The 24,593-nt window shown below is 68.6% G+C and carries 21 protein-coding genes and 1 riboswitch; of the genes, 14 read left to right on the top strand and 7 right to left on the bottom strand.

The features are described from left to right. The first annotated feature begins 243 nt into the window (after nt 1-243). The gene (locus tag L810_RS06800) at nt 244-2,106 is read left to right on the top strand and encodes an ABC transporter ATP-binding protein (RefSeq protein ID WP_021157613.1); all 1,863 of its coding nucleotides are present in this window, start codon (nt 244-246) and stop codon (nt 2,104-2,106) included. Between the two features lie 208 nt (nt 2,107-2,314). Then, nucleotides 2,315-3,028: a riboflavin synthase gene (locus tag L810_RS06805; protein WP_021157614.1), complete on the top strand. Its 714-nt coding sequence runs from the start codon at nt 2,315-2,317 to the stop codon at nt 3,026-3,028. A 14-nt stretch (nt 3,029-3,042) separates the two neighbouring features. Here the strand turns inward: L810_RS06805 and L810_RS06810 are convergent, their stop codons facing one another. The 4 genes from L810_RS06810 to L810_RS06825 all read right to left on the bottom strand — a co-directional run bounded on the left by L810_RS06810 (nt 3,043) and on the right by L810_RS06825 (nt 6,401). After that, nucleotides 3,043-3,621 carry a hypothetical protein gene (locus L810_RS06810; RefSeq protein ID WP_021157615.1) on the bottom strand — a complete coding sequence of 193 codons (579 nt, stop codon included), beginning with the start codon at nt 3,619-3,621 and terminating at the stop codon, nt 3,043-3,045. Beyond that, the gene (locus L810_RS48360; RefSeq protein WP_021157616.1) at nt 3,618-3,821 is read right to left on the bottom strand and encodes a hypothetical protein; all 204 of its coding nucleotides are present in this window, start codon (nt 3,819-3,821) and stop codon (nt 3,618-3,620) included. The genes L810_RS06810 and L810_RS48360 overlap by 4 nt, the downstream gene beginning before the upstream one ends. Before the next feature lie 18 nt (nt 3,822-3,839). Beyond that, nucleotides 3,840-5,081 carry a voltage-gated chloride channel family protein gene (locus L810_RS06820; protein ID WP_021157617.1) on the bottom strand — a complete coding sequence of 414 codons (1,242 nt, stop codon included), beginning with the start codon at nt 5,079-5,081 and terminating at the stop codon, nt 3,840-3,842. A gap of 79 nt (nt 5,082-5,160) precedes the next feature. Further along, nucleotides 5,161-5,264: riboswitch (Fluoride riboswitch) on the bottom strand. A gap of 117 nt (nt 5,265-5,381) precedes the next feature. Next, complete coding sequence (locus L810_RS06825; RefSeq protein ID WP_021157618.1) at nt 5,382-6,401, bottom strand: chemotaxis response regulator protein-glutamate methylesterase; 1,020 nt, start codon at nt 6,399-6,401, stop codon at nt 5,382-5,384. A 338-nt stretch (nt 6,402-6,739) separates the two neighbouring features. Between L810_RS06825 and L810_RS06830 the strand changes: the two genes are divergently transcribed. After that, the gene (locus L810_RS06830; protein ID WP_042973619.1) at nt 6,740-7,168 is read left to right on the top strand and encodes a hypothetical protein; all 429 of its coding nucleotides are present in this window, start codon (nt 6,740-6,742) and stop codon (nt 7,166-7,168) included. Nucleotides 7,169-7,225: 57 nt separating this feature from the next. Here the strand turns inward: L810_RS06830 and L810_RS06835 are convergent, their stop codons facing one another. After that, the gene (locus L810_RS06835) at nt 7,226-7,450 is read right to left on the bottom strand and encodes a hypothetical protein (RefSeq protein WP_021157619.1); all 225 of its coding nucleotides are present in this window, start codon (nt 7,448-7,450) and stop codon (nt 7,226-7,228) included. A 338-nt stretch (nt 7,451-7,788) separates the two neighbouring features. Between L810_RS06835 and L810_RS06840 the strand changes: the two genes are divergently transcribed. From L810_RS06840 to L810_RS06855, 4 genes are all read left to right on the top strand, one after another. Beyond that, nucleotides 7,789-8,478 (top strand): DUF969 domain-containing protein, encoded by a 690-nt coding sequence (locus tag L810_RS06840; RefSeq protein ID WP_021157620.1) that lies wholly within the window; start codon nt 7,789-7,791, stop codon nt 8,476-8,478. Further along, nucleotides 8,475-9,425: a DUF979 domain-containing protein gene (locus L810_RS06845; RefSeq protein WP_021157621.1), complete on the top strand. Its 951-nt coding sequence runs from the start codon at nt 8,475-8,477 to the stop codon at nt 9,423-9,425. The genes L810_RS06840 and L810_RS06845 overlap by 4 nt, the downstream gene beginning before the upstream one ends. A gap of 19 nt (nt 9,426-9,444) precedes the next feature. Then, on the top strand, nt 9,445-10,467 hold the full coding sequence (locus tag L810_RS06850) for a DUF2891 domain-containing protein (RefSeq protein WP_042973625.1): 1,023 nt from the start codon (nt 9,445-9,447) through the stop codon (nt 10,465-10,467). A 115-nt stretch (nt 10,468-10,582) separates the two neighbouring features. Continuing rightward, nucleotides 10,583-10,906: a hypothetical protein gene (locus L810_RS06855; protein WP_021157623.1), complete on the top strand. Its 324-nt coding sequence runs from the start codon at nt 10,583-10,585 to the stop codon at nt 10,904-10,906. A gap of 207 nt (nt 10,907-11,113) precedes the next feature. On the opposite strand, the gene L810_RS06860 is transcribed toward L810_RS06855, so the two are convergent. Further along, nucleotides 11,114-11,938 (bottom strand): IclR family transcriptional regulator, encoded by an 825-nt coding sequence (locus tag L810_RS06860; RefSeq protein ID WP_021157624.1) that lies wholly within the window; start codon nt 11,936-11,938, stop codon nt 11,114-11,116. Nucleotides 11,939-12,126: 188 nt separating this feature from the next. Between L810_RS06860 and L810_RS06865 the strand changes: the two genes are divergently transcribed. From L810_RS06865 to L810_RS06895, 7 genes are all read left to right on the top strand, one after another. Continuing rightward, nucleotides 12,127-13,782 (top strand): GMC family oxidoreductase, encoded by a 1,656-nt coding sequence (locus tag L810_RS06865; RefSeq protein WP_021157625.1) that lies wholly within the window; start codon nt 12,127-12,129, stop codon nt 13,780-13,782. Between the two features lie 128 nt (nt 13,783-13,910). Further along, complete coding sequence (locus tag L810_RS06870) at nt 13,911-15,215, top strand: MFS transporter (protein WP_021157627.1); 1,305 nt, start codon at nt 13,911-13,913, stop codon at nt 15,213-15,215. A 521-nt stretch (nt 15,216-15,736) separates the two neighbouring features. Beyond that, the gene (locus L810_RS06875; RefSeq protein ID WP_021157628.1) at nt 15,737-17,152 is read left to right on the top strand and encodes an NAD(P)/FAD-dependent oxidoreductase; all 1,416 of its coding nucleotides are present in this window, start codon (nt 15,737-15,739) and stop codon (nt 17,150-17,152) included. Nucleotides 17,153-17,352: 200 nt separating this feature from the next. Further along, entirely contained in the window at nt 17,353-18,777 is a 1,425-nt protein-coding gene (locus L810_RS06880) for an amino acid permease (protein ID WP_021157629.1), read from the top strand. A 223-nt stretch (nt 18,778-19,000) separates the two neighbouring features. After that, nucleotides 19,001-21,937 carry a molybdopterin oxidoreductase family protein gene (locus L810_RS06885; protein ID WP_021157630.1) on the top strand — a complete coding sequence of 979 codons (2,937 nt, stop codon included), beginning with the start codon at nt 19,001-19,003 and terminating at the stop codon, nt 21,935-21,937. A gap of 16 nt (nt 21,938-21,953) precedes the next feature. Next, the gene (locus L810_RS06890; protein ID WP_021157631.1) at nt 21,954-22,700 is read left to right on the top strand and encodes a 4Fe-4S dicluster domain-containing protein; all 747 of its coding nucleotides are present in this window, start codon (nt 21,954-21,956) and stop codon (nt 22,698-22,700) included. A 37-nt stretch (nt 22,701-22,737) separates the two neighbouring features. Then, nucleotides 22,738-23,685: a dimethyl sulfoxide reductase anchor subunit family protein gene (locus tag L810_RS06895; RefSeq protein ID WP_021157632.1), complete on the top strand. Its 948-nt coding sequence runs from the start codon at nt 22,738-22,740 to the stop codon at nt 23,683-23,685. Between the two features lie 26 nt (nt 23,686-23,711). On the opposite strand, the gene L810_RS06900 is transcribed toward L810_RS06895, so the two are convergent. Next, nucleotides 23,712-24,464, bottom strand: a complete 753-nt coding sequence (locus L810_RS06900) for an IclR family transcriptional regulator (RefSeq protein WP_021157633.1) — start codon at nt 24,462-24,464, stop codon at nt 23,712-23,714. Nucleotides 24,465-24,593 lie beyond the last annotated feature (129 nt).

Here is a 24,593-nt window from a genome sequence, read left to right on the forward strand (position 1 = left end):
TCACTTCAGGGGAGGTGCAGATGTTCCGAATGCCAGCATCCTTCCCGAACGTGGTCCCACGGCGCAGCTGATCCAGCCCGCCGTCCGCGCCGGCTCCCGAGTTTTCCGCTAACCCGTCAGCCGCGCCGTTTCCCGACAGCCCCGTTTCGTTTCGCCGCACGGTTTCCGCGCGGCCCGGCTGTTGCGTTTTCGATGTTCGCCCAACCGGAAAGCCCCGTCGCGCGATGCGCCGGGCAACGACACATGACCAGAAAAACCACCCATCTGGGCGGCCAGGCATTCCAGGCCGTCTTCGGCTTCACCTTCCGTTACTGGCGCAAGCAGCCGGCACGCACCGCCACGGTCGCGAGCCTCGCGCTGCTCGCCGCGCTCGCCGACGTGCTCACGCCGCTGTTCGCCGGCCGCCTCGTCGACGCGCTGTCGACCGGGCTGACCGACCGCGCCGCCGCGTGGCATGCGGCCCTCGTCGCGTTCGGCACGCTCGCCGCGCTCGGCCTCGGCGCGACGGTGCTGCGACAAGGCGTCTACCTGAACATCATCACGCTCACGCTGAAGATGATGAGCGAGATCGCGGCCGCATCGTTCCATCGCGTGCAGCGCTTCTCGACCGACTGGCACGCGAACAGCTTCGCGGGCTCGACCGTGCGCAAGATCACGCGCGGCATCTGGGCGCTCGACCTGCTGAACGACACCGTGCTGATCGCGCTGTTGCCGTCGGTCACGATGCTCGTCGGCGCAACCGTGCTGCTCGGCACGCACTGGCCCGTGATGGGGCTCGTCGTCGGCGCGGGTTCGCTGCTGTACATCACGGTGACGGTTGCGGTGTCGCTCGGCATCGTCGCGCCGGCCGCCCGGCTCGGCAACCTGTGGGATACGCGCATGGGCGGCGCGCTCGCCGATGCCGTGAGCTGCAACGCGGTCGTGAAGGCGTTCGGCGCGGAAACGCGCGAGGAAGCGCGGCTCGCCCGCGTGATCGGCAAATGGCGGCAACGCACGCGCCGCACGTGGGTGCGCGGCACGCTCAACGGCGGGTTGCAGGGCGCGATGCTCGTCGCGATGCAGGCCGCGATGATCGGCGTCGCGCTGCGGCTGTGGGCGAACGACGAGGCGAGCGTCGGCGACATCGCGTTCGCGCTGACGATGTTCTTCATGCTGCAGGGCTACCTGCGCGACGTCGGCATGCACATCCGCAACCTGCAGCGCTCGGTGAACGACATGGAAGAACTCGTCGCGCTCGAACGCCAGCCGCTCGACATCGACGATCGTCCCGGCGCGCCGGCCATCCGGATCGGGCAAGGCGAGATCCGCTTCGAGCACGTGACGTTCCGCTACGGCAATCATCCGGTGCCGCTGTACGACGATTTCTCGATGCGCATCGCGCCGGGCGAGCGGGTGGGCCTCGTCGGCCACTCGGGGTCGGGCAAGACGACGTTCATCAAGCTGATCCAGCGCCTGTACGACGTGTCGGGCGGCCGCATCACGATCGACGGCCAGGACATCGCGCAGGTCCGGCAGGATTCGCTGCGCAGCCAGATCGCGATCGTCCAGCAGGAGCCCGTGCTGTTCCACCGCACGCTCGCCGAGAACATCGCGTATGCACGCCCCGACGCGAGCCGGGCCGACATCGAGCGCGCCGCGCGGCTCGCCAGCGCGCACGACTTCATCGCCGCGCTGCCGGACGGTTATGACACACTGGTCGGCGAACGCGGGATCAAGCTGTCGGGCGGCGAACGCCAGCGGGTCGCGATCGCGCGCGCGTTCCTCGCCGATGCGCCGATCCTGATCCTCGACGAAGCCACGTCGAGCCTCGACAGCGAAAGCGAGCTGCTGATCCAGCAGGCGATGGAGCGGCTGATGGTCGGCCGCACGACGCTGGTGGTCGCACACCGGCTGTCGACCGTGCGCGCGCTCGACCGGCTGCTGGTGCTCGACCGCGGCAAGGTGATCGAGGAAGGCAGCCACGACGCGCTGATCCGCATCGACGGCGGCATCTATCGCCGGCTGTTCGAGCGGCAGGCGCTGGAACTCGCGAAGGGGCTCGCCGATTCGCCGCGGCGCACGGCGGACAATCGTGCCGGGCCGCTCGGCGAGCCGGCCGAGGCGTGACGCAAGAAAGGCGCGACGCGCGCCGGTGGTGCGGTCATCACCGCCGGCGCGCGTCGACAAATGGATCCGGATCGAGGCCGTGCCAGGTGCACGGCCTTTTTTTCGGCCGCGAATTCCGCCCGCCCCTCCGGAAGCCGCGCGCCGCAAGGCCGCCTCTTCCGGTATCCCTTATCATGTGGGCCAGCAAGTTTGCGACAAGGGATCGACCATGTTTACAGGAATTGTCCAGGGCGTTGCCACCATCAAGACCATCGCCGACCACGGGGAACTGAGAACCTTCAGCATCGAATTCCCGGAACGGTTTACCGACGACATCGAGATCGGCGCCAGCGTCTCGGTCGACGGCGTCTGCCTGACGGTGACGACCATCCATTCGCCGGAACTGATCGACTTCGACGTGATGCTGCCGAGCCTGAAAATCACCACGCTGGCCGAGCTCACGACAGGCGCGCGGATCAACGTGGAGCGGGCCGCGAAGGACGGCGCGGAGATCGGCGGGCATCCGCTGTCCGGCCATGTCGACTTCACCGGGACCATCCGGCACATCGCATCGTCCGAGCATAACCGGATGGTGCGCATCGGCGTGCCGGACGCATTCAAGCGGTACGTGTTCGCGAAGGGTTATATCGCGATCAACGGCTGCAGCCTGACGGTGTCCGACGTCAACCGCGACGAAGGCTGGTTCGATGTCTGGCTGATTCCCGAAACGCGACGCGCGACGACCTTCGATGCGAAGGGCGTCAACGACACGGTCAACATCGAGATCGAGCGCAGCACGCAGGTGGTCGTGGACACGATCCGGGAATCGGTCAAGGAAACGCTCGGCGAACTGAACGGTGTCGTCACGGCGTTGCTGGCCGAAAAAGGCATCGATATCGAGGAGCTGCTGGCGCGCCATGTCGCGCGCCTGCCGAAGCCGTAACGGATGCCGACGCGCTAGGTGATCCGCTGGATCACCGAGTACCGGCCGCCGTCGCAAAACACCTCGACCCACGGCTCCGCTTCCTCGAACGTCCAGAGGACGAGATCGAGATCGACCGGTTCGTCGTCGTCGGGCCAGTGCATGTTCCACCCGCCCGAGACGGCGACCACCCCGCCCGTGTAGAGCGGGCATTGCGCCATCCACTCACGCTCGTAGTCGTGTGCCGCGATGCCCTTGAAGTTGCCGTTGAATCCCCAGTCGCGTTGCCAGCCGTGCGCGTCGAGATAGGCGTCGATCGCGGCTGAGCCGAAGCGGAACACCGCGTCGACCGGCGGGAGCGACGTCGCGTCGGATCGGCACAGCGGGCGTTCCGACCGGACGGGTTGCGCGGCGGGTTCCACGCGGCCCGAAGTCCCGCCCTCGTCGAGATACACGTTCAGCCAGGTGCCGTCCCGCTCGATGGAGACGCACGGCGCGCCTGCTTCAACACCGTGCCAGTAGCCGGTGACGGGTTCACCGCCACTCGCGAAGCGATATTGACGGCATGGCCTGGCGAGGCGCCGCGCTTCGATCAGAAAGTCTTCCAGCGTCATTGAATGTCGTGCTCCCAGTTTCCGGCACCGCGGGTGCCGCATGGATGCGTCGGGCCGCCGCCCGCGACCGGACACGGATCGTGTTCATTCGACGGCATCGACGCCACGATGAAGCGTTCGATGTCGCCCGCCACGCGGTCGGGCGTGCCGTCGCTCGAGAACCGCCTGCAGTTCAGGCGCATGAAGGCGGGAAACCGCATCACCTTGCCTCGCCCGTGTCATTCGGCTTCGGCCTGCGCGCCCTTGCCCACCGCCACGCGCTGCGCGCGATAGATCCCCGCGTGCCCCGAGAACAGATACGCAACGACACACGCGACGATCGCATACACGCCGATATCCGCGCCGAACAGTTCGATCGCCATGATCGTCGACGCGATCGGCGTGTTGGCCGCGCCCGCGAACACCGCGACGAAGCCGAGCCCCGCGAGCACGGGCACCGGCAGCGCCAGCACCTGGCCGAGCGCGTTGCCGAGCGTCGCGCCGATGTAGAACAGCGGCGTCACTTCGCCGCCCTTGAACCCCGACGCGAGCGTGACGACGGTGAACGCGAACTTGCCTGCGAAGTCGTAGAGCGGCAACGGGCCGTGAAACGCGGCCTCGATCGTCGGGATGCCGAGGCCGAGATACTGCGGCACGTTCAACGCGGTCGCAGCCGCGGCGACCAGCAGGCCGCCGAGTACCGGCTGCAGCGGCGCATAACGGATGACGCGGCGGAACCACGCTGTCAGCGCATGCGTCGCGAACGCGAACAGCCGCCCGACCACACCGAACGCCACGCCCGCGACGACCGTCACGGCCAGCCCCGTCGCCGACACGGCCGGCACGAACGGAATCGCATAGGCCGTGTGATGCACGCCCCACGCGCGACAGACGACGTCCGCGACGATCGCCGACGCGACACAGGTCAGCAGCGCGTCGTACCGCACGCGCCCGATCGCCAGCACCTCGAGCCCGAACACGGCGCCCGCGAGCGGCGTGCCGAACACCGATGCGAAACCGGCCGCGATGCCGCCCATCAGCAGCACACGGCGATGTTCGCGATCGAGACGGAACACGTGCGTGACGCGATCGGCGAGCGCGCCGCCCATCTGCACGGCCGTGCCCTCGCGGCCGGCCGAGCCGCCGAACAGGTGCGTGACGACGGTCGCGACGAGCACGAGCGGCGCCATCCGTTTCGGCACGAGCGCCTTCGGGTCGTGGATCTCGTCGATCAGCAGGTTGTTGCCGCGCGCGACGGACTGGCCGAAGCGATGGTAGATCCAGCCGGTCGCGAAACCGGCCGCCGGCAGCCCCCACAGCAGCCACGGATGCGCGACGCGCGTGCCGGTCGCCCAGTCGAGCGCGATCAGGAACAAGGCGGAAGCCGTGCCGGCCAGTGCGCCAAGCAGGGCCGAGAGCGCGAGCCAGCGGCACACGTAGCGCACGGTCGCGAGAAGATCGGCAGAAGTCGTGAAGAACATGATTTCCAGATTCGACGGAACATCAAAACCTGGGCGGCAGAATACCGCATGGACGGCCTGCGACCTCCTGACGACCCAGGAACACGCAGGCATCATCAGCCGGGCTTACCGGCGGTTGAGGGTCGCACCGTGCGCAACGCGCCGCGTACGACCGCAGGGAGGCATGCCATCTCCGCAGGCCGCCATTGTACGCGAGTACGCGAGTACGCGAGTACGCGAGTACGCGACGCCCCGCGCCGCCCGCAATGCGGCCGCCGGCGCAGCGGAACGGGACGGTGTCGCCGGCCCCTCGAGCGCCCGTCAGTCGCGCAGCGGACGCGTGATGCGCGAGATCAGCTGGGGCGCGATCCGTTCGAGCGGCAGGATCGCCGACGCCGCCCCGATCGCGGCGGCCGCCTTCGGCATTCCGTACACGGCGCTCGTCGCTTCGTCCTGCGCGATCGTGTGGCAGCCCTTCGCGCGCATCGCCTTCAGGCCGAGCGCACCGTCGCGCCCCATGCCCGTCAGCAGCACGCCGAACGCTTCGCCCTGCCAGCCGTCGGCGACGCTGTTGAAGAACACGTCGATCGACGGCCGGTACGGTGTCTCGACCGGATGCCGCGTATAGCCGAGCACGCCGCGCGGCGACAGGTAAAGGTGATCGTTGGTCGCCGCGAGCAGCACCTCGCCGGCCTGCGGCACGCTGCCCTGCCGCGCGACGCGCACCGGCAGCCGCGTATAGCCGTCGAGCCACTCGGCCATCCCGAGCGCGAACGCCTGGTCGACATGCTGGATGATCACGATCGCCGCCGGAAAGTCGGCCGGCAGCGCGCGCAGCAGCGCGGTCAGCGCGGTCGGCCCGCCCGCCGATGCGCCGATCGCGACGAGCGTCGGCTGGCCGCGCTCGGGCGCGGGCCCCGGCGGCACGAGCGCCGCGGAACGGCTTTCGAGCAGCCGGCCGATCTGGTCGATCTTCGCGAGCAGCAGCCGGGTCGTGTCGCCGGCCGAACCGTCGCCGAGCCGCGGCGTATCGACCGCGTCGAGCGCGCCGGCGCCCATCGCCTCGAACACGCGCCACGCGTTCGCGCCGATGCAGCTCGTCACGATCAGGATCGCGCACGGTCGTTCGGATCGCATGATCCGCCGCGTCGCTTCGATCCCGTCGAATTTCGGCATGATCAGGTCCATCAGCACGACGTCGGGCGGCTGCGTGGCGCATAGTTCGACGGCTTGCGCGCCGTCGGTCGCGACCCACAGCACGCGGTGCTCGGGCCGTCGCGCGATCGCGCGGCGCATCGCCTCGACGGCAAGCGGGAGGTCGTTGACGATGCCGATGTTCACAAGCGGAATTCTCCGGTCGGTTCGTGATACTGGAGGTGGGCCGGGTTCATGGAAGGAGGGGGCCTGTTCGGCGCCGCCGGGCGGCATCGGCGGCCGGACGGCACGGCATTCTTTTCGGTTGGCGACGCCCCGAATGCTGTCATGCGGCGCGGGCGGCGGCAATCGAAAAATTTGCGCATTGCGCCGATTCAGTGCGTTTCCTCTATGGCTGTGCGGCGGGCGGCGGAATCGGGCCAGCCCGCGCGTGCGTGCACGGTCGTGCGGTTTCGGCACGGCAGGCCGCGGAAGCCGGCATGTTACCGTGGCGGCTTCGAAGAAAAAGACGGGGAGAACTCAGGATGGCCGTGCCCGACACCGTACTCGTCAGCCGCGACCCGGGGGCGCCGATCGTGACCGAGCATGACGGCCGGTTGCTGTACCGGATCTACATCGAGAGCGGACACGCGTCGTTCCACCGCGATTTCCCGGTCGAACCCGACGCGGTGCGCGTGCTGCGCGACGACGCCGAGCGCTACTACTTCCTGTTCGCGGCGCTTCATCATCCCTGCCAGCTGAGCGCGACGAACCTGTCCGACGCGGAACGCGAACGCCACTTCCGCACGATCCTGTTTGCCGGCCGCGACGAAGTCGAAGCCTTCATGACGGCACTCGACCGCGCCAGCAACGGCGCGGTCGCGAACCTGCTGAGGATCTTCACGCAGGCCGACTACCGGCAACTGCGCGCGGGCCGGTGGTTCGACATGGGCGCCGGGACGCCGGCCGCGTAGCGCCCGCGCGGGCCCGTGGTCCGCTTCGGCGGGCGCCGGAGGAAACCGGCCGCGCCGTCAATGGCTGCGCGCGTACCCCTGGATCAGCGCGCGCATCATGCCTTCGACCGTCGCGTCGAGCAGGTCGTCTTCCTGCTCGGTTTCCTCGACGAGCGCGGCATACGCGGTCGCGAGCGTCACGCGATCGACCTCATGGCGTTGCTCCATCAGCGTCACCATCCCGTCCTTCGCCAGATGAGCGGAGAACGCACGGCTGCCGATGGTCTGGAATACGTCAATCATGGCGGCTCTCCCGTCTGTTGCCGATGCTTTCCAGTTTAGTCGGCGCACCGGGGCTCCGCCACGCGCGGCGGCCCGTCGCACGCCGCCCTCCGGGGCGGCCACGCGCGTGCCGCGACCGGTGCGTCCGTGCCGGCCGGCCAGCCGCCGATTCCTCGGATGAAACATCGCCGACACATGGCCCGGGCACGGTGTCCGCACACTTCAACGTTTACCCGAAGCAGCAAATTGTCGACTTTTTATCGATAAAGTCTCGTGCTAGATTGCGCCGTCAGAGCCCGGTCCAAACCGGGCAGGCGGTGCGTTGCCAAGGCGCCGCGCGTCCGATACAAGGAGGAGCAATGCTGGTGCTGATTGGGGTGCCGATCGTCGTGATCGGTTTTGCGCTGCGCTTCAATGCGCTGCTGGTGGTCACGATCGCGGGGCTCGCGACGGGGCTGGCGGGCGGGCTGAATCTCGTCGACATCGTCAGCGCGTTCGGCAAGGCGTTCACCGAAAACCGCTACATGGGGCTCATCTGGCTGACGCTGCCGGTGATCGCGCTGCTCGAGCGCAACGGGCTCAAGGAGCAGGCGAAGCGGATGATCTCGCGTGTGCAGGCGGCCACCACCGGCCGCGTGCTGATGCTGTACTTCGTGCTGCGCCAGGCGACGGCCGCGCTCGGCCTCACGTCGCTCGGCGGCCATGCGCAGATGGTGCGGCCGCTGATCGCGCCGATGGCCGAGGCCGCCGCGGTCAACCGGCACGGCGAGCTGCCCGAAGCGGTGCGCCAGCAGATCCGCGCGCATGCGTCGGGCGTCGACAACGTCGCCGTGTTCTTCGGCGAGGACATCTTCATCGCGATCCAGTCGATCCTGCTGATCAAGGGCTTTCTCGAACAGAACGGGATTTCCATCGAACCGCTGCACCTGTCGGTGTGGGCGATCCCGACCGCGATCGCCGCGCTGCTGATCCACTGCACGCGCCTCGCGCTGCTCGACCGCCGGCTCACGCGCGGCTTCGGCCTGGTGAAGCAGGAGGGCGCGCGATGATCGGCCTCGAATCGCTGTACACGCTCGCGGGGCTGATGTTCGCCGCGTTCGCGTGCTTCAATCTGACGGACCGCACGAACCCGCGCCGCGTCGTCAATTTCGCGTTCTGGGCGATCTACGCGGTCACGTTCCTGTTCGGCGCGCTGCTGCCGCACTTCGTGACGGGCTGCCTCGCGATCGCGCTCGCGGTGATCGCGGGCTCCGGCAAGCTCGGGCGCGGCAAGTCCGACGAAGCCGGCGAAGCGGCGGCCGTGCGCCGCGAGACACTCGCGCAGCGCTTCGGCAACCGGCTGTTCCTGCCCGCGCTGCTGATTCCGGTCGTCACGCTGATCGGCACGTTCGCGCTGAAGCTCGTGCCGTTCGTCGACCAGAAGAGCGTGACGCTGATCTCGCTCGTGCTCGGCACGCTCGTCGCGTTCGTCGTCGCGCTCGCGATGCTGCGCGATTCGCCGGTGCATGCGGTGAGGGAGGCACGCCATACGATGGATGCGGTCGGCTGGGCCGCGATCCTGCCGCAGATGCTCGCGGCGCTCGGCGCGCTGTTCGCCGTCGCGGGTGTCGGCGGCGTGGTGTCGGGGCTCGTGAAGGCGTGGGTGCCGATCGATTCGCCGTTCGCGGTGGTCGCGGCCTATACGGTGGGCATGGCTCTGTTCACGATGATCATGGGCAACGGCTTCGCCGCGTTCCCCGTGATGACGGCCGGCATCGGCCTGCCGCTGATCGTCCACCAGTTCCACGGCAACCCGGCGATCGTCGGCGCGATCGGGATGCTGAGCGGCTTCTGCGGTACGCTGATGACGCCGATGGCCGCGAACTTCAACATCGTGCCGGCGGCGCTGCTCGAACTGAAGGACAAGAACGGCGTGATCAAGGCGCAGTGGCCGACCGCCGTGCTGCTGCTCGCCGTGAACACGCTGCTGATGTATGCGTTCGCATTCCGCTTCTGACTCGATGGACGAGATCCTCATGACCGACCGACTCACCCCCGAACTCGCGTCGAAGTTCGCGTCGCTCGCGCTCGCGCACCTGACCCGCGAATATCCGAACAAGCTCACGCATTCGCTCGCCGGCCCGCAAGATGTGCAGGGGCCGCGCGCGCTGCACCCGATCTTCTACGGCAGCTACGACTGGCACTCGTGCGTGCACGGCTACTGGCTCGTGCTGCGCGTGCTCGAACACTACCCGGCGTTGCCGGAGGCCGAACGCATCGTCGCGATCGTCGATGCGCACTTCACCGATGCGAACGTCGCCGGCGAGCGGGCGTACCTCGCGCTGCCGCACAACAGCGGCTTCGAGCGGCCTTACGGCTGGGCGTGGCTGCTCGCGCTCGCCGCGCAGCTCGAGCGGCTCGCGCTGAGGGGCGCGCTGCCGCAGGCCGCGCGCTGGGCGAAGACGATGGCACCGCTCACCGACCTGTTCGTGTCGCGCTTCGAGACCTTCCTGCCGAAAGCGACCTATCCGCTGCGCGTCGGCACGCACTTCAACACCGCGTTCGCGCTGGCGCTCACGCTCGACTTCGCGCGCGACACGCAGCGCGACGGGCTCGCGGCGCTGATCGTCGATACCGCGAAGCGCTGGCACCTGAACGACGTCGCGTGCCAGGCGTGGGAGCCGTCGGGCGACGAATTCCTGTCGCCCGCGCTGATGGAGGCCGAGCTGATGCGGCGCGTGCTGCCGGCCGCCGAATTCGACGGCTGGTTCGCGCGCTTCCTGCCCGATCTCGCGCGCGGCGAGCCGGCGACGCTGTTCGAGCCGGCGACGGTCAGCGATCGCAGCGACGGCAAGATCGCTCACCTCGACGGGTTGAACCTGAGCCGCGCGTGGTGCCAGCGCGCGCTCGCCGGTGCGCTGCCGGAAGGCGACGCGCGGCGCGCGAAGCTGCTCGATGCGGCCGGCCGGCACCTCGCGAGCGCGCTCGCGCACGTGGCCGGCGACTACATGGGCGAGCACTGGCTCGCGACGTTCGCGTTGCTCGCGCTGGAGGCGTAGCGCGCGAAACCCCACGGGCGGCAAGGTCATCGGTGCGCGGCTATACTCGCCGCTCGGGCCGCCTCGTGCCATCGATGTTGCGCGAGGCGGCCATCCTTCCGTTCGCCGCCTCGCCATGGACAAGCTCATTTCCTACGTCGCCGCGATCCACGGGCTCGCGGGCCCGGTGTCGATCGTGTCGCATGCCACGTCGCACGACCGCTGGATCGACGACGACGTCGAGGTCACGCGCGACGAAACCGAATACCGCTTCGACAACGGCGCGATCGTGCGCCGCTCGGTCGAGCAGGACCGCGCGCCGTCCGACCTGCTGTGCGCCGAGTGCTGGATCGACTACGACGTGCTTCGCCATCCCGATGCGCAATCGATCGGCCCGACGCGGATCACGTTCGACAACGCGTGCCGCGAAACTTTCTGGCTGCGTTATCACCTCGCTTGAACGCTTGAACGCTTGAACGCTTGAACGCTTGAACGCTTGAACGCTTGAACGCTTGAACGCTTGAACGCTTGAACGCGTGAATGCGTGAATGCGTGAATGCGTGAATGCGTGAATGCGTGAATGCGTGAATGCGTGACCGCACGACCGCACGACCGCACGACCGCACGACCGCATGACCGCATGACCGCATGACCGCGCGCGGCCGCTTCAAGCCGCCGGTGCGCCATCGGCCGCCTGCAGCAGCGGGGCGAGCCTCGTTGCCGCGTCGCGCATTTTCGGCACGTTCTCCAGCAAATCGTTGAGCGTCGCCCGCGCGGTCGGCGCATGCACGGCGAGCGCCGCAAGCACGCGGCCGCTCGCCGCATCCTTCACCGGCACCGCGACGGCCACCATCCCGCGCACGAATTCCTCGTTGTCGATGCCGACGCCGCGCGCGGCGAGCCGGTCGAGCTCGGCCGCGAGCAGCTGCGCATCGGTCAGCGTCCGGTAAGTCATCTTCTTCAGCGTGAGCCGCGCGAGCATCGCGTTGCGCTCCAGCGCATTCATCTGCGACAAAAACAGCTTGCCGCTCGCCGTGCAGTGCAGCGGCACGCGCATGCCGGGCCGCATCTCGAGCCGCAGCGGCTCGGTCGTCTCGACGCGTTCGACGTACAGCACCGTGTCGCCGTCGAGCGCGGTGAGGTTGCAGGTTTCGCCGAGCACGTCGACGAGCGCGCGCAGCACCGAGCGGCAGCCGCGCGTGAAGGTGTTGTTCGACAGCGCCGCGAGCGCGAACTGCGCGGCGCGCGGGCCGAGCGCGATGCCGCGGTCGTGGCCGCGCGAGTCGGGCATGTGGATCACGTAGCCGCGCGCCTCCAGCGACTCGATCAGCCGCAGCAGCGTCGCCTTCGGGATATGCAGCCGCGCGGCGAGCTGCGACAGCGTGTACGGCTGGCCGGCCGACGCGAGCGCTTCGAGCACGGCGAGGGCGCGCAGCACACGCGCGTCGTCGGCGGGCGCGCCGTCGGGCAGCGCGGGGGCAGGTTCGCGCATGTGTCTCCTCCGTCGGGATCGGCGTGCGTCCCGGGATGGTGTGTGTGCGATGGAAATGAAACGAATTGAACGGTTTTTGTACCACATTCGCCGCGTGGACAATAAATCGGCTTGTACGTGTTCCGTGTGCTCAATAAATTTGGACGAAACATACCGGTTTTTTCAAAACCCCGGAACGGAGACACGGAATGACACGCAGCTTCGACTATGTCGTGGTCGGCGCGGGATCGGCCGGTTGCGTCCTCGCCAACCGCCTGTCCGACGGCGGCCGCCATACGGTGTGCCTGCTGGAAGCCGGCCCCGCCGACCGCTATATGTGGATCCACGTGCCGATCGGCTACGGCAAGACGATGTTCCACCCCGTGTACAACTGGGGCTTCCACACCGATCCCGATCCGAACATGCACAACCGCCGCCTGTACTGGCCGCGCGGCCGCACGCTCGGCGGCTGCAGCTCGATCAACGGGCTGATCTACGTGCGCGGGCAGCAGCAGGACTACGATCACTGGGCGGCGCTCGGCAATCGCGGCTGGAGCTGGCGCGAGTGCCTGCCGTATTTCCGCAAGCTCGAACACAACACGCTCGGCGAAGGGCCCACGCGCGGCACCGGCGGCCCGCTGTGGGCTTCCGCGATCCGGCAGCGGCACGAACTCGTCGATGCGTTCGTCGCCGCGTCGAACCGGCTCGGCGTGCGCACCGTCGACGATTTCAACACGGGCGACCAGGAAGGCGTGGGCTACTACCAGCTCACCACGCGCAACGGGCTGCGCTGCTCGACCGCGGTGGCCTACCTGAAGCCCGCGCGCGGGCGGCCGAACCTGCATGTCGAAACCGATGCGCAGGCGCTGAAGGTGCTGTTCGACGGCACGCAGGCGTCCGGCGTGCGGTACGTGCAGCACGGCAAGGTTCACGACGTGCGTGCGCGGCGCGAGGTGATCCTCGCGGCCGGCGCGCTGCAGTCGCCGCAACTGCTGCAGGTGTCGGGCGTCGGGCCGGCCGCGCTGCTGGGCCGGCACGGGATTCCGGTCGTCGCCGATCGGGCGGGCGTCGGCGAAAACCTGCAGGATCATCTGCAGATTCGTCTGATCCATGAAGTGACGAAACCGATCACGACCAACGACGAACTGCATTCGTGGGTCGGCCGCGCGAAGATGGGGCTGCAATGGGCGCTGTTCCGCGGCGGCCCGCTCGCGATCGGCATCAACCAGGGCGGGATGTTCTGCCGTGCGCTGCCGGACGAATCGGCGACGCCCGACATCCAGTTCCATTTCTCGACGCTGTCGGCGGATTCGGCGGGCGGCAGCGTGCATCCGTTTCCCGGCTGCACGTATTCGATCTGCCAGCTGCGGCCCGAATCGCGCGGCACCGTGCGAATCCGCACCGACGATGCGCGCGACGCGCCGTCGATCCAGCCGAACTATCTCGACACCGAGCGCGACCGCCGCACGACGGTGGCCGGCGTGCGCTTCGCGCGACGCGTCGCGGCCACCGAGCCGATGGCGTCGCTGATGAAGCGCGAGGTGCGGCCGGGCGCGGACGCGCAGACGGACGACGAGCTGCTCGAGTTCTGCCGGGAATACGGGCAGACGATCTTTCATCCGTCCGGTACGGCGAAAATGGGCGTCGCGAGCGATCCGCTCGCGGTCGTCGACGAGCGGCTGCGCGTGTACGGCACGCGCGGGCTGCGCGTGGTCGACTGCTCGATCATGCCGACCCTCGTATCGGGCAATACCAACGTGCCGATCGTGATGGTCGCCGAGAAGGCGTCCGACATGATCCTCGAGGACGCGTGCGCCGCCGATCGCGGCCGCAGCGTCGCGCCGGCCGCCGAGGCCGTCGCGTAGGGCCTCGCCACGCATCTCCCCGCGTGGCCCGTGTGCCTGCGCCCGGACGGCCGCCGCGCGTTCATCGATGCCCCCGCCAGTACGGCGCCGGGGCAGGTTGCGGCGCATCCTTACCTGGAGAAGCTCGCATGGCAATCGATTCCCGGGTCGTCCGACGCGTGGCCGCGGCCAGCGTGATCGGCGCGACCGTCGAGTGGTACGACTTTTTCCTGTACGGCGTCGTCGCCGGCATCGTGTTCGACAAGCAGTACTTTCCGGCGGGCGACGCGTTCGTGTCGACAATGCTCGCGTATGCGACGTTCGCGGTCGGCTTCGTCACGCGGCCGCTCGGCGGCTTGCTGTTCGGCCATCTCGGCGACCGCGTCGGGCGCAAGTCCGCGCTGATCCTGACGATGCTGATCATGGGCGTGTCGACGGCGGGCGTCGCGTTCCTGCCGACCTACGCGCAGATCGGCATGTGGGCGCCGGTGCTGCTGCTGACGCTGCGCGTGCTGCAGGGCATCGGCCTCGGCGGCGAGTGGGGCGGCGCGGTGCTGATGGCGTACGAATATGCGCCGCCGCACCGGCGCGGGCTGTACGCGAGCCTGCCGCAGATCGGGCTCGCGATCGGGCTGTGCCTCGCGGCCGGCGTGGTCGCGGCGCTGTCGCGCGTGTTGCCGGACGCCGCGTTCCTCGCGTGGGGCTGGCGCGTGGCGTTCGCGGCGTCGCTGCTGCTCGTCGCGGTCGGCTTCTACATCCGCACGCGGGTGGCCGATACGCCCGAATTCGTCGCGCTCAAGCGCCAGCGGCGCGACACGAAGCTGCCGGTGGTCGAACTGCTCGGCAACTACCGGCAGGCGATCCTGCTCGGGATGGGCGCGCGCTATATCGACGGCGTGTTCTTCAACGTGTTCGCGGTGTTCTCGATCGGCTACATGACGCGTAACCTGTCGATCTCGCGCGGCGATGCGCTGCTCGGCGTGATGAGCGCGGCGGTCGTGATGTGCGGGTTCATCCCCGTGTTCGGCAGCCTGTCCGACCGGCTCGGCCGCGCACGCGTGTACCGGTGGGGCGCGACGCTGTGCGGGCTGTCGGTGCTGCCCGCGTTCTGGCTGCTGCAGACGCAATCGTCGAACCTGCTCGCCGTATGGCTCGCGCTGGTGATCCCGTTCGGGATCTTCTACGCGATGGCATACGGGCCGGAGGCCGCGCTGTTCGCGGAGCTGTTCGACGCGAACGTGCGGTACACGGGCATTTCGTTCGTCTACCAGGTGTCGGGCATCTTCGCGAGCGGCCTGACCCCGATCGTCGCGACCGCGTTGCTGCGCGTGAACGGCGGTGCGCCGTGGCTCGTCGGGGTGTACGTGATGTTGTCTGCACTCCTGTCGATCGTGTCCGCGCGGGCGATCGAGAAGCGCGGAAGCGTGGCCGAGGTCGCGGTGCGCGCGATGTGACGGCGGGCGGGGCGGGCAGGCGGTGCGGGCGGGGCGCGGGGCCGTTTCGACGGGGCGGTCGTCGGTCGTCGATCATCGGTCGGCGTCGTGCGCGCGCCGGTGTCCGCGCCCGTACCCGCGCCGCTTGTCGTTGCCGCCAGCCGCTCGTCTGATGCTGCGTGCCGTTCGGGCTCCAGATTGTCCCGGGGAGAGCCCGCGCCGCGACTGCTGCCGCCCGCCGGCGATCGCCGCCATTCCCCGCCATTCCCCGCCGTCCGGCACCCTCACACGCTGGTCCAAGCGAATCCGGCCCACTGGCCCTACCTGCCAAAAAACGGCCTGCCTACACTTTCCTCGACAGATCGCCGCATTGAAGCATCTGCACACGATCGACCCGAAGAGAACGATCAGGAGACAGGCATGACCAACAGGCAGTCGGCAGCATTCGCCCGCCCGGCGAGCGTACGCCCCGCATCAGTCAGTCGAATCGCCTCGCGCGCCCGTTGCGGCGCGGCAGGCAAGCCCGCATCGGAGGTCTGACCATGTCGACCCCTTCCATCGAACGCACCGCGAGCGGTTTTGCCGGCGGCCGGTCGAACGATACGCGTTACGACCCGACCTACGATCCGCTCGTGTCGCCGGGGCCAGGTTGCGGCAAGCAGTACGCGCCGACCTACTGGGTCGCGACGGCCGGCAACCCGCCGCCCGACGACGGTCCCGTCACGCGCGACCTCGACGTCGACGTCGCGATCATCGGCGCCGGCTACACGGGCCTCGCGACCGCGCTGTGCCTCGCGCGGGACCATGGCATCAAGGCCGTCGTGCTCGAAGCCAACCGCACCAGCTGGGGCTGCAGCAGCCGCAACGGCGGGCAGGGGCAGAACGCGTCGGGCCGGCTGTCGCGCTCGCAGTGGATCGAGCGCTGGGGCAAGGACGTCGCGCTGAAGATGCACGACGAGATCCTCGAAGGCTTCGAACACTTCAAGTCGCTCGTGTCGGAAATCGACTGCGATCCGCAGCCGGGCGGCCATTTCCTGATCGCGCACCGTCCGCGCATCATGGCGAAGCTCGCGGCCGAGGCGAAGGTGTGGAAGGACGTGTTCGGCTACCCGTCCGAACTGCTGAGCGCGGAAACCTTCCGCCGTGAATTCATCAACGACCACGAGGCGGCCGGCGCGCTGCACGAGCCGGAAGGCATCGGCATCCATGCGCTGAAGCTCGCGTTCGGCTACCTGCGCCTCGCGCGCGCAGCCGGCGCGAAGGTGCATACGAGCAGCCCGGTGCTCGGCTTCGAGACGATCGACGGCGTGCACCACCTGCGCACGCCCGGCGGCGTCGTGCGGGCCCGCGCGGTCGGCATCGCGACCGGTGCGTACACGGCGCAGACGCTGCATCCGTCGCTGCGCAGCAAGGTGATGCCGATCCTGTCGAATTCGATGGTCACGCGCCCGCTCACCGACGCGGAAATCGACGCGTGCAATTTCCGCACGACGCAGGTGCTGACCGATACGCGTACGCTACGCTTCTACTACCGTTTCCTGCCCGATCGCCGTCTGCAGATCGGCAGCCGCAGCGCGATCACCGGCGACGATGCACCGAACCCGCGCCATGTCGAATTGCTGAAGGAAGGGATGGCGCGCAAGTTTCCCGCGCTGCGCGGCGTGCAGATCGATTATTCGTGGTGGGGCTGGGTCGACGTGAGCCACGACATGATGCCGCGCGTGTGCCAGCCCGATCCGCGCCAGTCGGTGTACTACGCGCTCGGCTACGGCGGCAACGGCGTGTCGTATTCGCAGCAGGCCGGCCGCCGGCTCGCCGAACAGATCGCGGGGAAGGGCGCACGCCAGACGCTGCCGATCTTCACGTCGCCGCTGCCCGGCCACCCGTTCGCGCCGTTCCGGCGCATCGGGCAGCGGATGCTCTACCTGTCGTACTTCAGGAACGACGAAAAGCCCTGAAAATGCCCTGAAGAAGCTCTGAATGCAGTGCGCATCGCCCGGTGTGACGCAACGCGCGCCGGGCCGTCCAACACAAGAAAAGCAACGGAAATCCGTGCGGCCGGGGCTGCAGGCGCCCCTGCACGCGCCGTCGCCGGCGGCGCCCGTGTTCACCCGACGGTGGCGCGGGCGGCGTCCGGACAACTGGATATGGAGAAGACATGCAACCCTCGATGAACCAGAGTGACCTGAAGTGTGGGCTCAAGCAGCGCCACATGACGATGATCGCGCTTGGCGGCGTGATCGGTGCCGGGCTGTTCGTCGGCAGCGGCGTGGTGATTCAGCAGACCGGGCCGGCGGCGATCCTGTCGTTCCTGATCACGGGCGGGCTGGTCGTGCTCGTGATGCGGATGCTCGGCGAGATGGCCTGCGCGATGCCGGCCGTCGGCTCGTTCTACGAATACGCGCGCCTCGCGTTCGGCAACTGGCGCGGGCCCGGCAAGATGGCGGGTTTCCTCACCGGCTGGATGTACTGGTATTTCTGGGTGATCGTCGTCGCGCTCGAAGCGGTCGCCGGCGCCAAGCTGATCCAGTTCTGGCTGCCCGACACACCGGCGTGGATCATCAGCCTCGCGCTGCTGGTCGTGCTGACGCTCACGAACCTGATCTCGGTCGGCAGCTACGGCGAGTTCGAATTCTGGTTCTCGTCGATCAAGGTCGGCGCGATCATCGTGTTCCTGTTCCTCGGCGGCCTCTACGTGCTCGGCCTGTGGCCCGCGTCGATGCACACGACTTCCGTGCTGCCGACGCTGCTCGGCCACGGCGGTTTCATGCCGCTCGGCATCGGGCCGGTGATGAGCGGGGCGGTCGCGGCGACCGGCTTCTACTTCGGCGCCGAGATCGTCACGATCGCGGCGGCCGAGGCGAAGGAGCCGGCCAAGGCGGTTGCGAAGGCCACCAATTCGGTGATCACCCGCGTGCTGGTGTTCTACGTCGGCTCGGTCGCGCTCGTCGTCGCGCTGGTGCCGTGGAATTCGCATCAGATGGCCACGCCGTACGTCAGCGCGCTCGAAGTGATGGGCCTGCCGGCCGCCGCCAACGTGATGAACGCGATCGTGCTGACGGCCGTGCTGTCCGCGCTCAACTCGGGCCTCTATGCGGCGTCGCGGATGCTGTTTGCACTGACCCGCCACGGCGACGCGCCGGCCGCACTCGCGAAGGTCAACAAGCGCGGCGTGCCGGTGCGCGCGATCCTGCTCGGCACGGTGTTCGGCTACGTGTCGGTCGTGATGTCGTATGTGTCGCCCGATACCGTGTTCGCGTTCCTCGTCAACTCGTACGGCACCGTCGCGCTGTTCGTGTACGTGCTGATCGCGTTCTCGCAACTGCGCCTGCGCAAGCGTCTCGACCCGGTGGCCGCGAGCAAGCTGCGCGTCAAGATGTGGGCGTATCCGTACCTGACCTGGGTCGCGATCGTCGGCATGGTCGGCATCCTCGTCGCGATGGCGTTCATCCCGGACCAGCGCAAGCCGCTGTGGCTCGGCGTCGCAAGCCTCGCCGTGCTGGTCGTCGCTTACGGGCTCACGCGCCGCGGCCGCCGTGAGCATCTCGACGACAGCGAACTGCTCGCGTATCCGCCGCGCTAATGCCCGGTAACGCATGACGCTGAAGGCCCGGCACGCAAGCCGGGTCTTTGCGCATGCGGCGCCGGCGGCGGCCCGATGGCTCTTGCGGCCAACTATCGGGCCACGTGATAGAACCGATCGGCGGATGCGACTTTATGTCGGCGGCCGGCGCGACTAGCATGGACGAATCGATTCACGGGCGTGCCCTGCGGGGGGCGCCCTCATCCGCGAACGAGGACAGACGATGGAACATCGGGCACGCGAGCGCGACGAACAGGCCGATATCAAGACGACGACGTGCTACATGTGCGCGTGCCGCTGCGGCATCCGCGTGCATCTGCGCGACGGCGAGGTGCGTTACATCGACGGCAATCCGGAGCATCCGCTGAACCAGGGTGTTATCTGCGCGAAAGGTTCGTCGGGGATCATGAAGCAGTATTCGCCCGCGCGGCTCACGCAGCCGCTGATGCGCAAGCCGGGCGCCGAGCGCGGCGACGCGCAGTTCGAGCCGGTGTCGTGGGACGTCGCGTTCGACGTGCTCGAAAAGCGCCTCGCGCACCTGCGTGCGACCGACCCGAAGCGGTTCGCGCTGTTCACCGGCCGCGACCAGATGCAGGCGCTGACCGGCCTGTTCGCGAAACAGTTCGGTACGCCGAACTATGCAGCGCATGGCGGCTTCTGTTCGGCGAACATGGCGGCCGGGATGATCTACACGATCGGCGGCTCGTTCTGGGAATTCGGCGGGCCCGATCTCGACCACGCGAAGCTGTTCTTCATGATCGGCACCGCGGAAGACCACCATTCGAATCCGCTGAAGATCGCGCTCGGCAAGTTCAAGCGCGCGGGCGGCCGCTTCATCGCGATCAATCCGGTGCGCACCGGCTACGCGGCGATCGCCGACGAATGGATTCCGATCCGCCCCGGCACCGACGGCGCGCTGTTCATGGCGCTGATGCACGAGCTGATCGCACGCGACGCGTTCGACCTCGAATTCGTGTCGCGCTTCACGAACGCGGCCGAGCTGGTCGACCAGCGCGACGGCGCCGACACGTTCGGCCTGTTCGTGCGTGACGCCGGTGCGCCGGAAGTCAACGCGCTGTATCCGCAGAACCGGATGTGGTGGGACACGAAGACGAACCGCGCGGTGCTGCATCACACGCAAGGCGCCGAACCGGCGCTCGACGGCCGCTACACGCTCGACGACGGCACGCCCGTCGCGCCGTCGTTCACGCTGCTGCGCGAACAGGTGGCCGGTTGCACGCCCGAGTGGGCGGCCGACATCACCGGCATCGCGGCCGACACGATCCGCCGCCTCGCCCGCGAGATGGAGACGGTCGCGCGCGAGCACGCGATCGAGCTGCCGGTGCGCTGGACCGACTCGTGGGGCAAGGAACACGCGACGGTGAAAGGCGTGCCGATCGCGTTCCATGCGATGCGCGGGCTCGCCGCCCATTCGAACGGCTTCCAGACGATCCGCGCGCTCGCGGTGCTGATGTCGCTGCTCGGCACGATCGACCGGCCGGGCGGCTTCCGGCACAAGGCGCCGTATCCGCGCGCGGTACCGCCGTCGGCGAAACCGCCGAACGACCCGGCGCAGATCAGGCCGAACACGCCGCTTGCGACCGGCCCGCTCGGCTGGCCGGCCGGCCCCGAAGACCTGTTCGTGCATCCGGACGGCACGCCCGCACGGCTGGACAAGGCGTTCTCCTGGGAATACCCGCTCGCGGTGCACGGGCTCATGCACTCGGTGATCACCAATGCGTGGCGCGGCGATCCCTATCCGATCGATACGCTGCTGATCTTCATGGCAAACATGGCGTGGAATTCGTCGATGAACACGACGGAAGTGCGCAAGATGCTGGTCGACAAGCGCGACGACGGCGAATACCGGATCCCGTTCCTCGTCGTGTGCGATGCGTTCGCGTCGGAGATGACGGCGTTCGCCGACCTGATCCTGCCCGACACCACCTACCTCGAACGGCATGACGTGATGTCGGTGCTCGACCGGCCGATCTCCGAATTCGACGGCCCGGTCGACTCGGTGCGTGTGCCCGTCGTGCCGCCGACCGGCGAATGCAAGCCGTTCCAGGAAGTGCTGATCGAGCTCGCGAGCCGGCTGAAGTTTCCGGCCTTCACGACGGCGGACGGGCAGCGCAAGTACCGCGACTATCCGGATTTCGTCATCAACTTCCAGACCGCGCCGGATTCGGGCACCGGCTTCCTGATCGGCTGGCGCGGCAAGGACGGCGACAAGGCCGTCGTCGGCGAGCCGAACCCCGACCAGTGGAAGCGTTACGCGGAGAACAACTGCGTGTACCACCACCGGTTGCCGGAGCCGCTGCAGTACATGCGCAACTGCAACGGGCCTTACATGCAGTGGGCGGTCGACAACGGGATGCGCAAGTTCGGCGTGCCGATCGTGATCCAGCTCTACTCGGACGTGATGCAGAAATTCCGGCTCGCCGCGCAGGGGCGCACGTCGGGCCGCCAGCCGCCCGACCATCTGCGCGAACGCATCGCGCGTTATTTCGATCCGCTGCCGTTCTGGCACCGGTCGCTCGAAAGCGGGTTGACCGACGCGGGCCGCTATCCGCTCGCGGCGATCACGCAGCGGCCGATGGCGATGTATCACTCGTGGGATTCGCAGAACGCGTGGCTGAGGCAGATCCACGGCGAGAACCATCTGTTCGTGAACCCCGTGACGGCCGCCGCGCAGCAGATCGACGACGGCGCGTGGATCTACGTCGAATCGCCGTGGGGCAAGGTGCGTTGCCGCGCACGCTACAGCGAGGCCGTGGAGCCTGGCACCGTGTGGACGTGGAACGCGATCGGCAAGGCGGCCGGCGCGTGGAACCTCGGGCCGCAGGCGGGGGAGTCGCAGCGCGGTTTCCTGCTGAACCACGTGATTACCGACGAGCTGCCGGATGCGGCGCGTGACGGCGCGCGGATGTCGAATTCCGATCCGATTACCGGGCAGGCCGGCTGGTACGACGTGCAGGTGCGGATCTATCCGGCCGAAGCGGATGCCGCGACCACGCTGCCGCAGTTCGCGCCGATGCCGGCGCTGCCCGGCACGCCGCGCGTGCTGCAGCGCGTGCAGGCGTATTTCGCGGGCACCGGCGCATTCGCCGCGCGGCTGCGGCGCGCGGCTTCCACCGGCCCGAAACCTGACGACCGTTGATCGAAGGAGCACGACCATGACCCAGATGGCCCTCGTCATCGACCTGAACGTGTGCGTCGGCTGCCATGCCTGCGTGACGAGCTGCAAGGAATGGAACACGTCGGGCGAAGCCGGCAGTCTCGCGGATCTGCGCCCGTACGACGACGATCCGTCCGGCACGTTCTTCAACCGCGTGCAGACGTACGAAGCGGGCGTGTTCCCGATGACCGACACGATCCATTTCCCGAAGTCGTGCCTGCATTGCGAGGATCCGCCGTGCGTGCCCGTCTGTCCGACCGGCGCGAGCTACAAGCGCAAGTCGGACGGGATCGTGCTGGTCGACTACGACAAGTGCATCGGCTGCAAGTACTGCGCGTGGGCGTGCCCGTACGGCGCGCGCGAACTCGACGAAGGCCGCAAGGAGATGACGAAGTGCACGCTGTGCGCGGACCGCATCGACAACGACGCATTGCCCGAACGCGACCGGAAACCCGCGTGCGTGCTCGCCTGCCCGACGTCGGCGCGGCTGTTCGGCGACGTGCACGATCCGGAGTCGGACGTGTCGCGCGCGATCCGCGAACGCGGCGGTTATGCGTTGATGCCCGAATGGGACACGCGGCCGTCGAACCATTACCTGCCGCGCGTGAAGACCGAAGCGTCGTGCGCGTGCGGCAGCGGCGGCGGATGCGGCAGCGGGTCGACCGGCCGCGACGAGAGCGACTCGTTCGAAGCCCGCGCGGCGCGTGGCGACGTCGATCTCGTGTCGCTCGCGACGCAGCGCTGAGCCCCGCGCATTTCATTCAGAACCAGACGGAGTTGCCATGCGCCCAGCCTTTTCGGTCGTTTTCCTCACCACGCTGTGCGGCGCCGCACAGGGTTTGCTGTTGACGCTCGTGAGCGTCGAGGCGCTCGCGCGCCTGGCCGGCGTCGACGTGGCCGCCGCGTTCTACGTGACGGGCGCCGCGCTGTCGGTCGCGCTCGGCGTGCTCGGCCTGTTCGCGTCGTTCTTCCATCTCGGCCACCCCGAACGCGCGTGGCGCGCGATCGCGATGTGGCGCACGTCGTGGCTGTCGCGCGAATGCATCGCGCTGCCGGTGTTTCTCGCGTGCGCGTTCGCGTATGGCGCGGCCCACCTGTTCGGCTGGCCCGGCACGTTGCTGATCGGCGCGGCCGGCGCGCTCGCGAGCGTCGCGCTGTTCGTGTGTACCGCGATGATCTACGCGTGTCTGCGTTTCCTGCAGGAATGGGCGAGCCCGTTGACGCTCGTGAACTTCGTGCTGCTCGGCTGCGCGTCGGGCTGCACGCTGGCGACGGCTTGCGCCGCGTGGCTCGCGCCGGCGCTGGTCGGCCGGCTCGCTGTGGCCGCATGCGTGCTGACGCTCGCGGGCTGCATGGCACGGCTCGCGTCGCTCGCGCGCAATGCGCGGCTGCGGCCGAAGTCGACCGTGCAGAGCGCGACCGGCATTCGCCACGAGAAGGTCGAACAGAAGTCGCGCGGTTTCACGGCCAGCGCGTTCAATACGCGGGAGTTCTTTCACGGGCAGGGCAACGGCACGCTGCGTGCGGTGAAGGCCGGCTTCCTGATCGGCGCATTCGCGGTGCCGTTCGTGCTGACCGGCGCGGGTGCGCTCGCGCCGACGTCGGTCGCGGCGGCCGTCGTGCTCGGCGCGGCATTCGTGATCCAGTATGCGGGGCTGGTCGCGGAACGCTGGTTCTTCTTCGCGGATGCACGGCATCCGCAGAACATCTACTACCAGCGCGCGTCATGACGTTGCGCGCGTGCCGCCGCGCGGCGCTAGAAGGTCGCCGCAAGCGCGCCGGCCGCTTCCTGCAGGCGCGGCACGCAGTCGAGCAGCCGCGACAGCGGTGCGCGCGACACGGGTGCATGCACGGCGACCGCGGCGATGCACGCGCCGTCGTCGCCGACGACCGGTGCCGCGATGCACGCGATGCCCGCGACGAATTCCTCGTTGTCGATCGCGACGCCCTTGTGCGCGGTGCGGTCGAGTTCGGCTTCGAGCAGTTCGGGATCGGAGATCGTATTCGGCGTGTAGCGCGGCAGCGCCAGCGCGCGCACCAGTGCGGCGCGCTCGTCGCGCGGCAGCAGCGCGAGCAGCAGCTTGCCGCTGGCGCTGCAATGCGCGGGCACGCGCGAGCCGGGCTTCAGGTCGAGCCGCAGCGGCCAGTCGGCTTCGACGCGGTCGAGATAGACGACTTCCGTGTCGTGCAGCGCGGTGAGATTGCAGGTTTCGCCGAGATCGGCGACGAGCCGTTCGAGGATCGCATGGCGCAGCCGGCGCGCGCCCGCATGCAGCATCACGCCGGTGCCGAGCCGGGCGAGGCGCGGGCCGATCGCATACGCGTTCTTGCGGCCCGGCTCGCGGATCACGAGGCCGCCGGCTTCGAGGGACGCGAGCATCCGGTGCAGCGACGCCTTTGGGATATCGACCTCGCGCACGAGATCGGCGAGCGACACGGCATCGCCGGCCTGGACGAGATGTTCGAGCAGCGCGAAGGCGCGCAGCGTGGGCGTATCCGCGGGCAGCATGGCAGGCGTTCCGGAAACTGGACTGCGGCCATTGTACCGAACGGCCCGACAGGCCGGCCGCGCGGGGCGGCGGGTGCGGCAAGCCGGCACGGATAACCGGCGATGGAACGAATCGTTCCGTAAACACGG

The organism is Burkholderia sp. AU4i, assembly GCF_000466765.1.
GTDB lineage: Bacteria > Pseudomonadota > Gammaproteobacteria > Burkholderiales > Burkholderiaceae > Burkholderia > Burkholderia cepacia.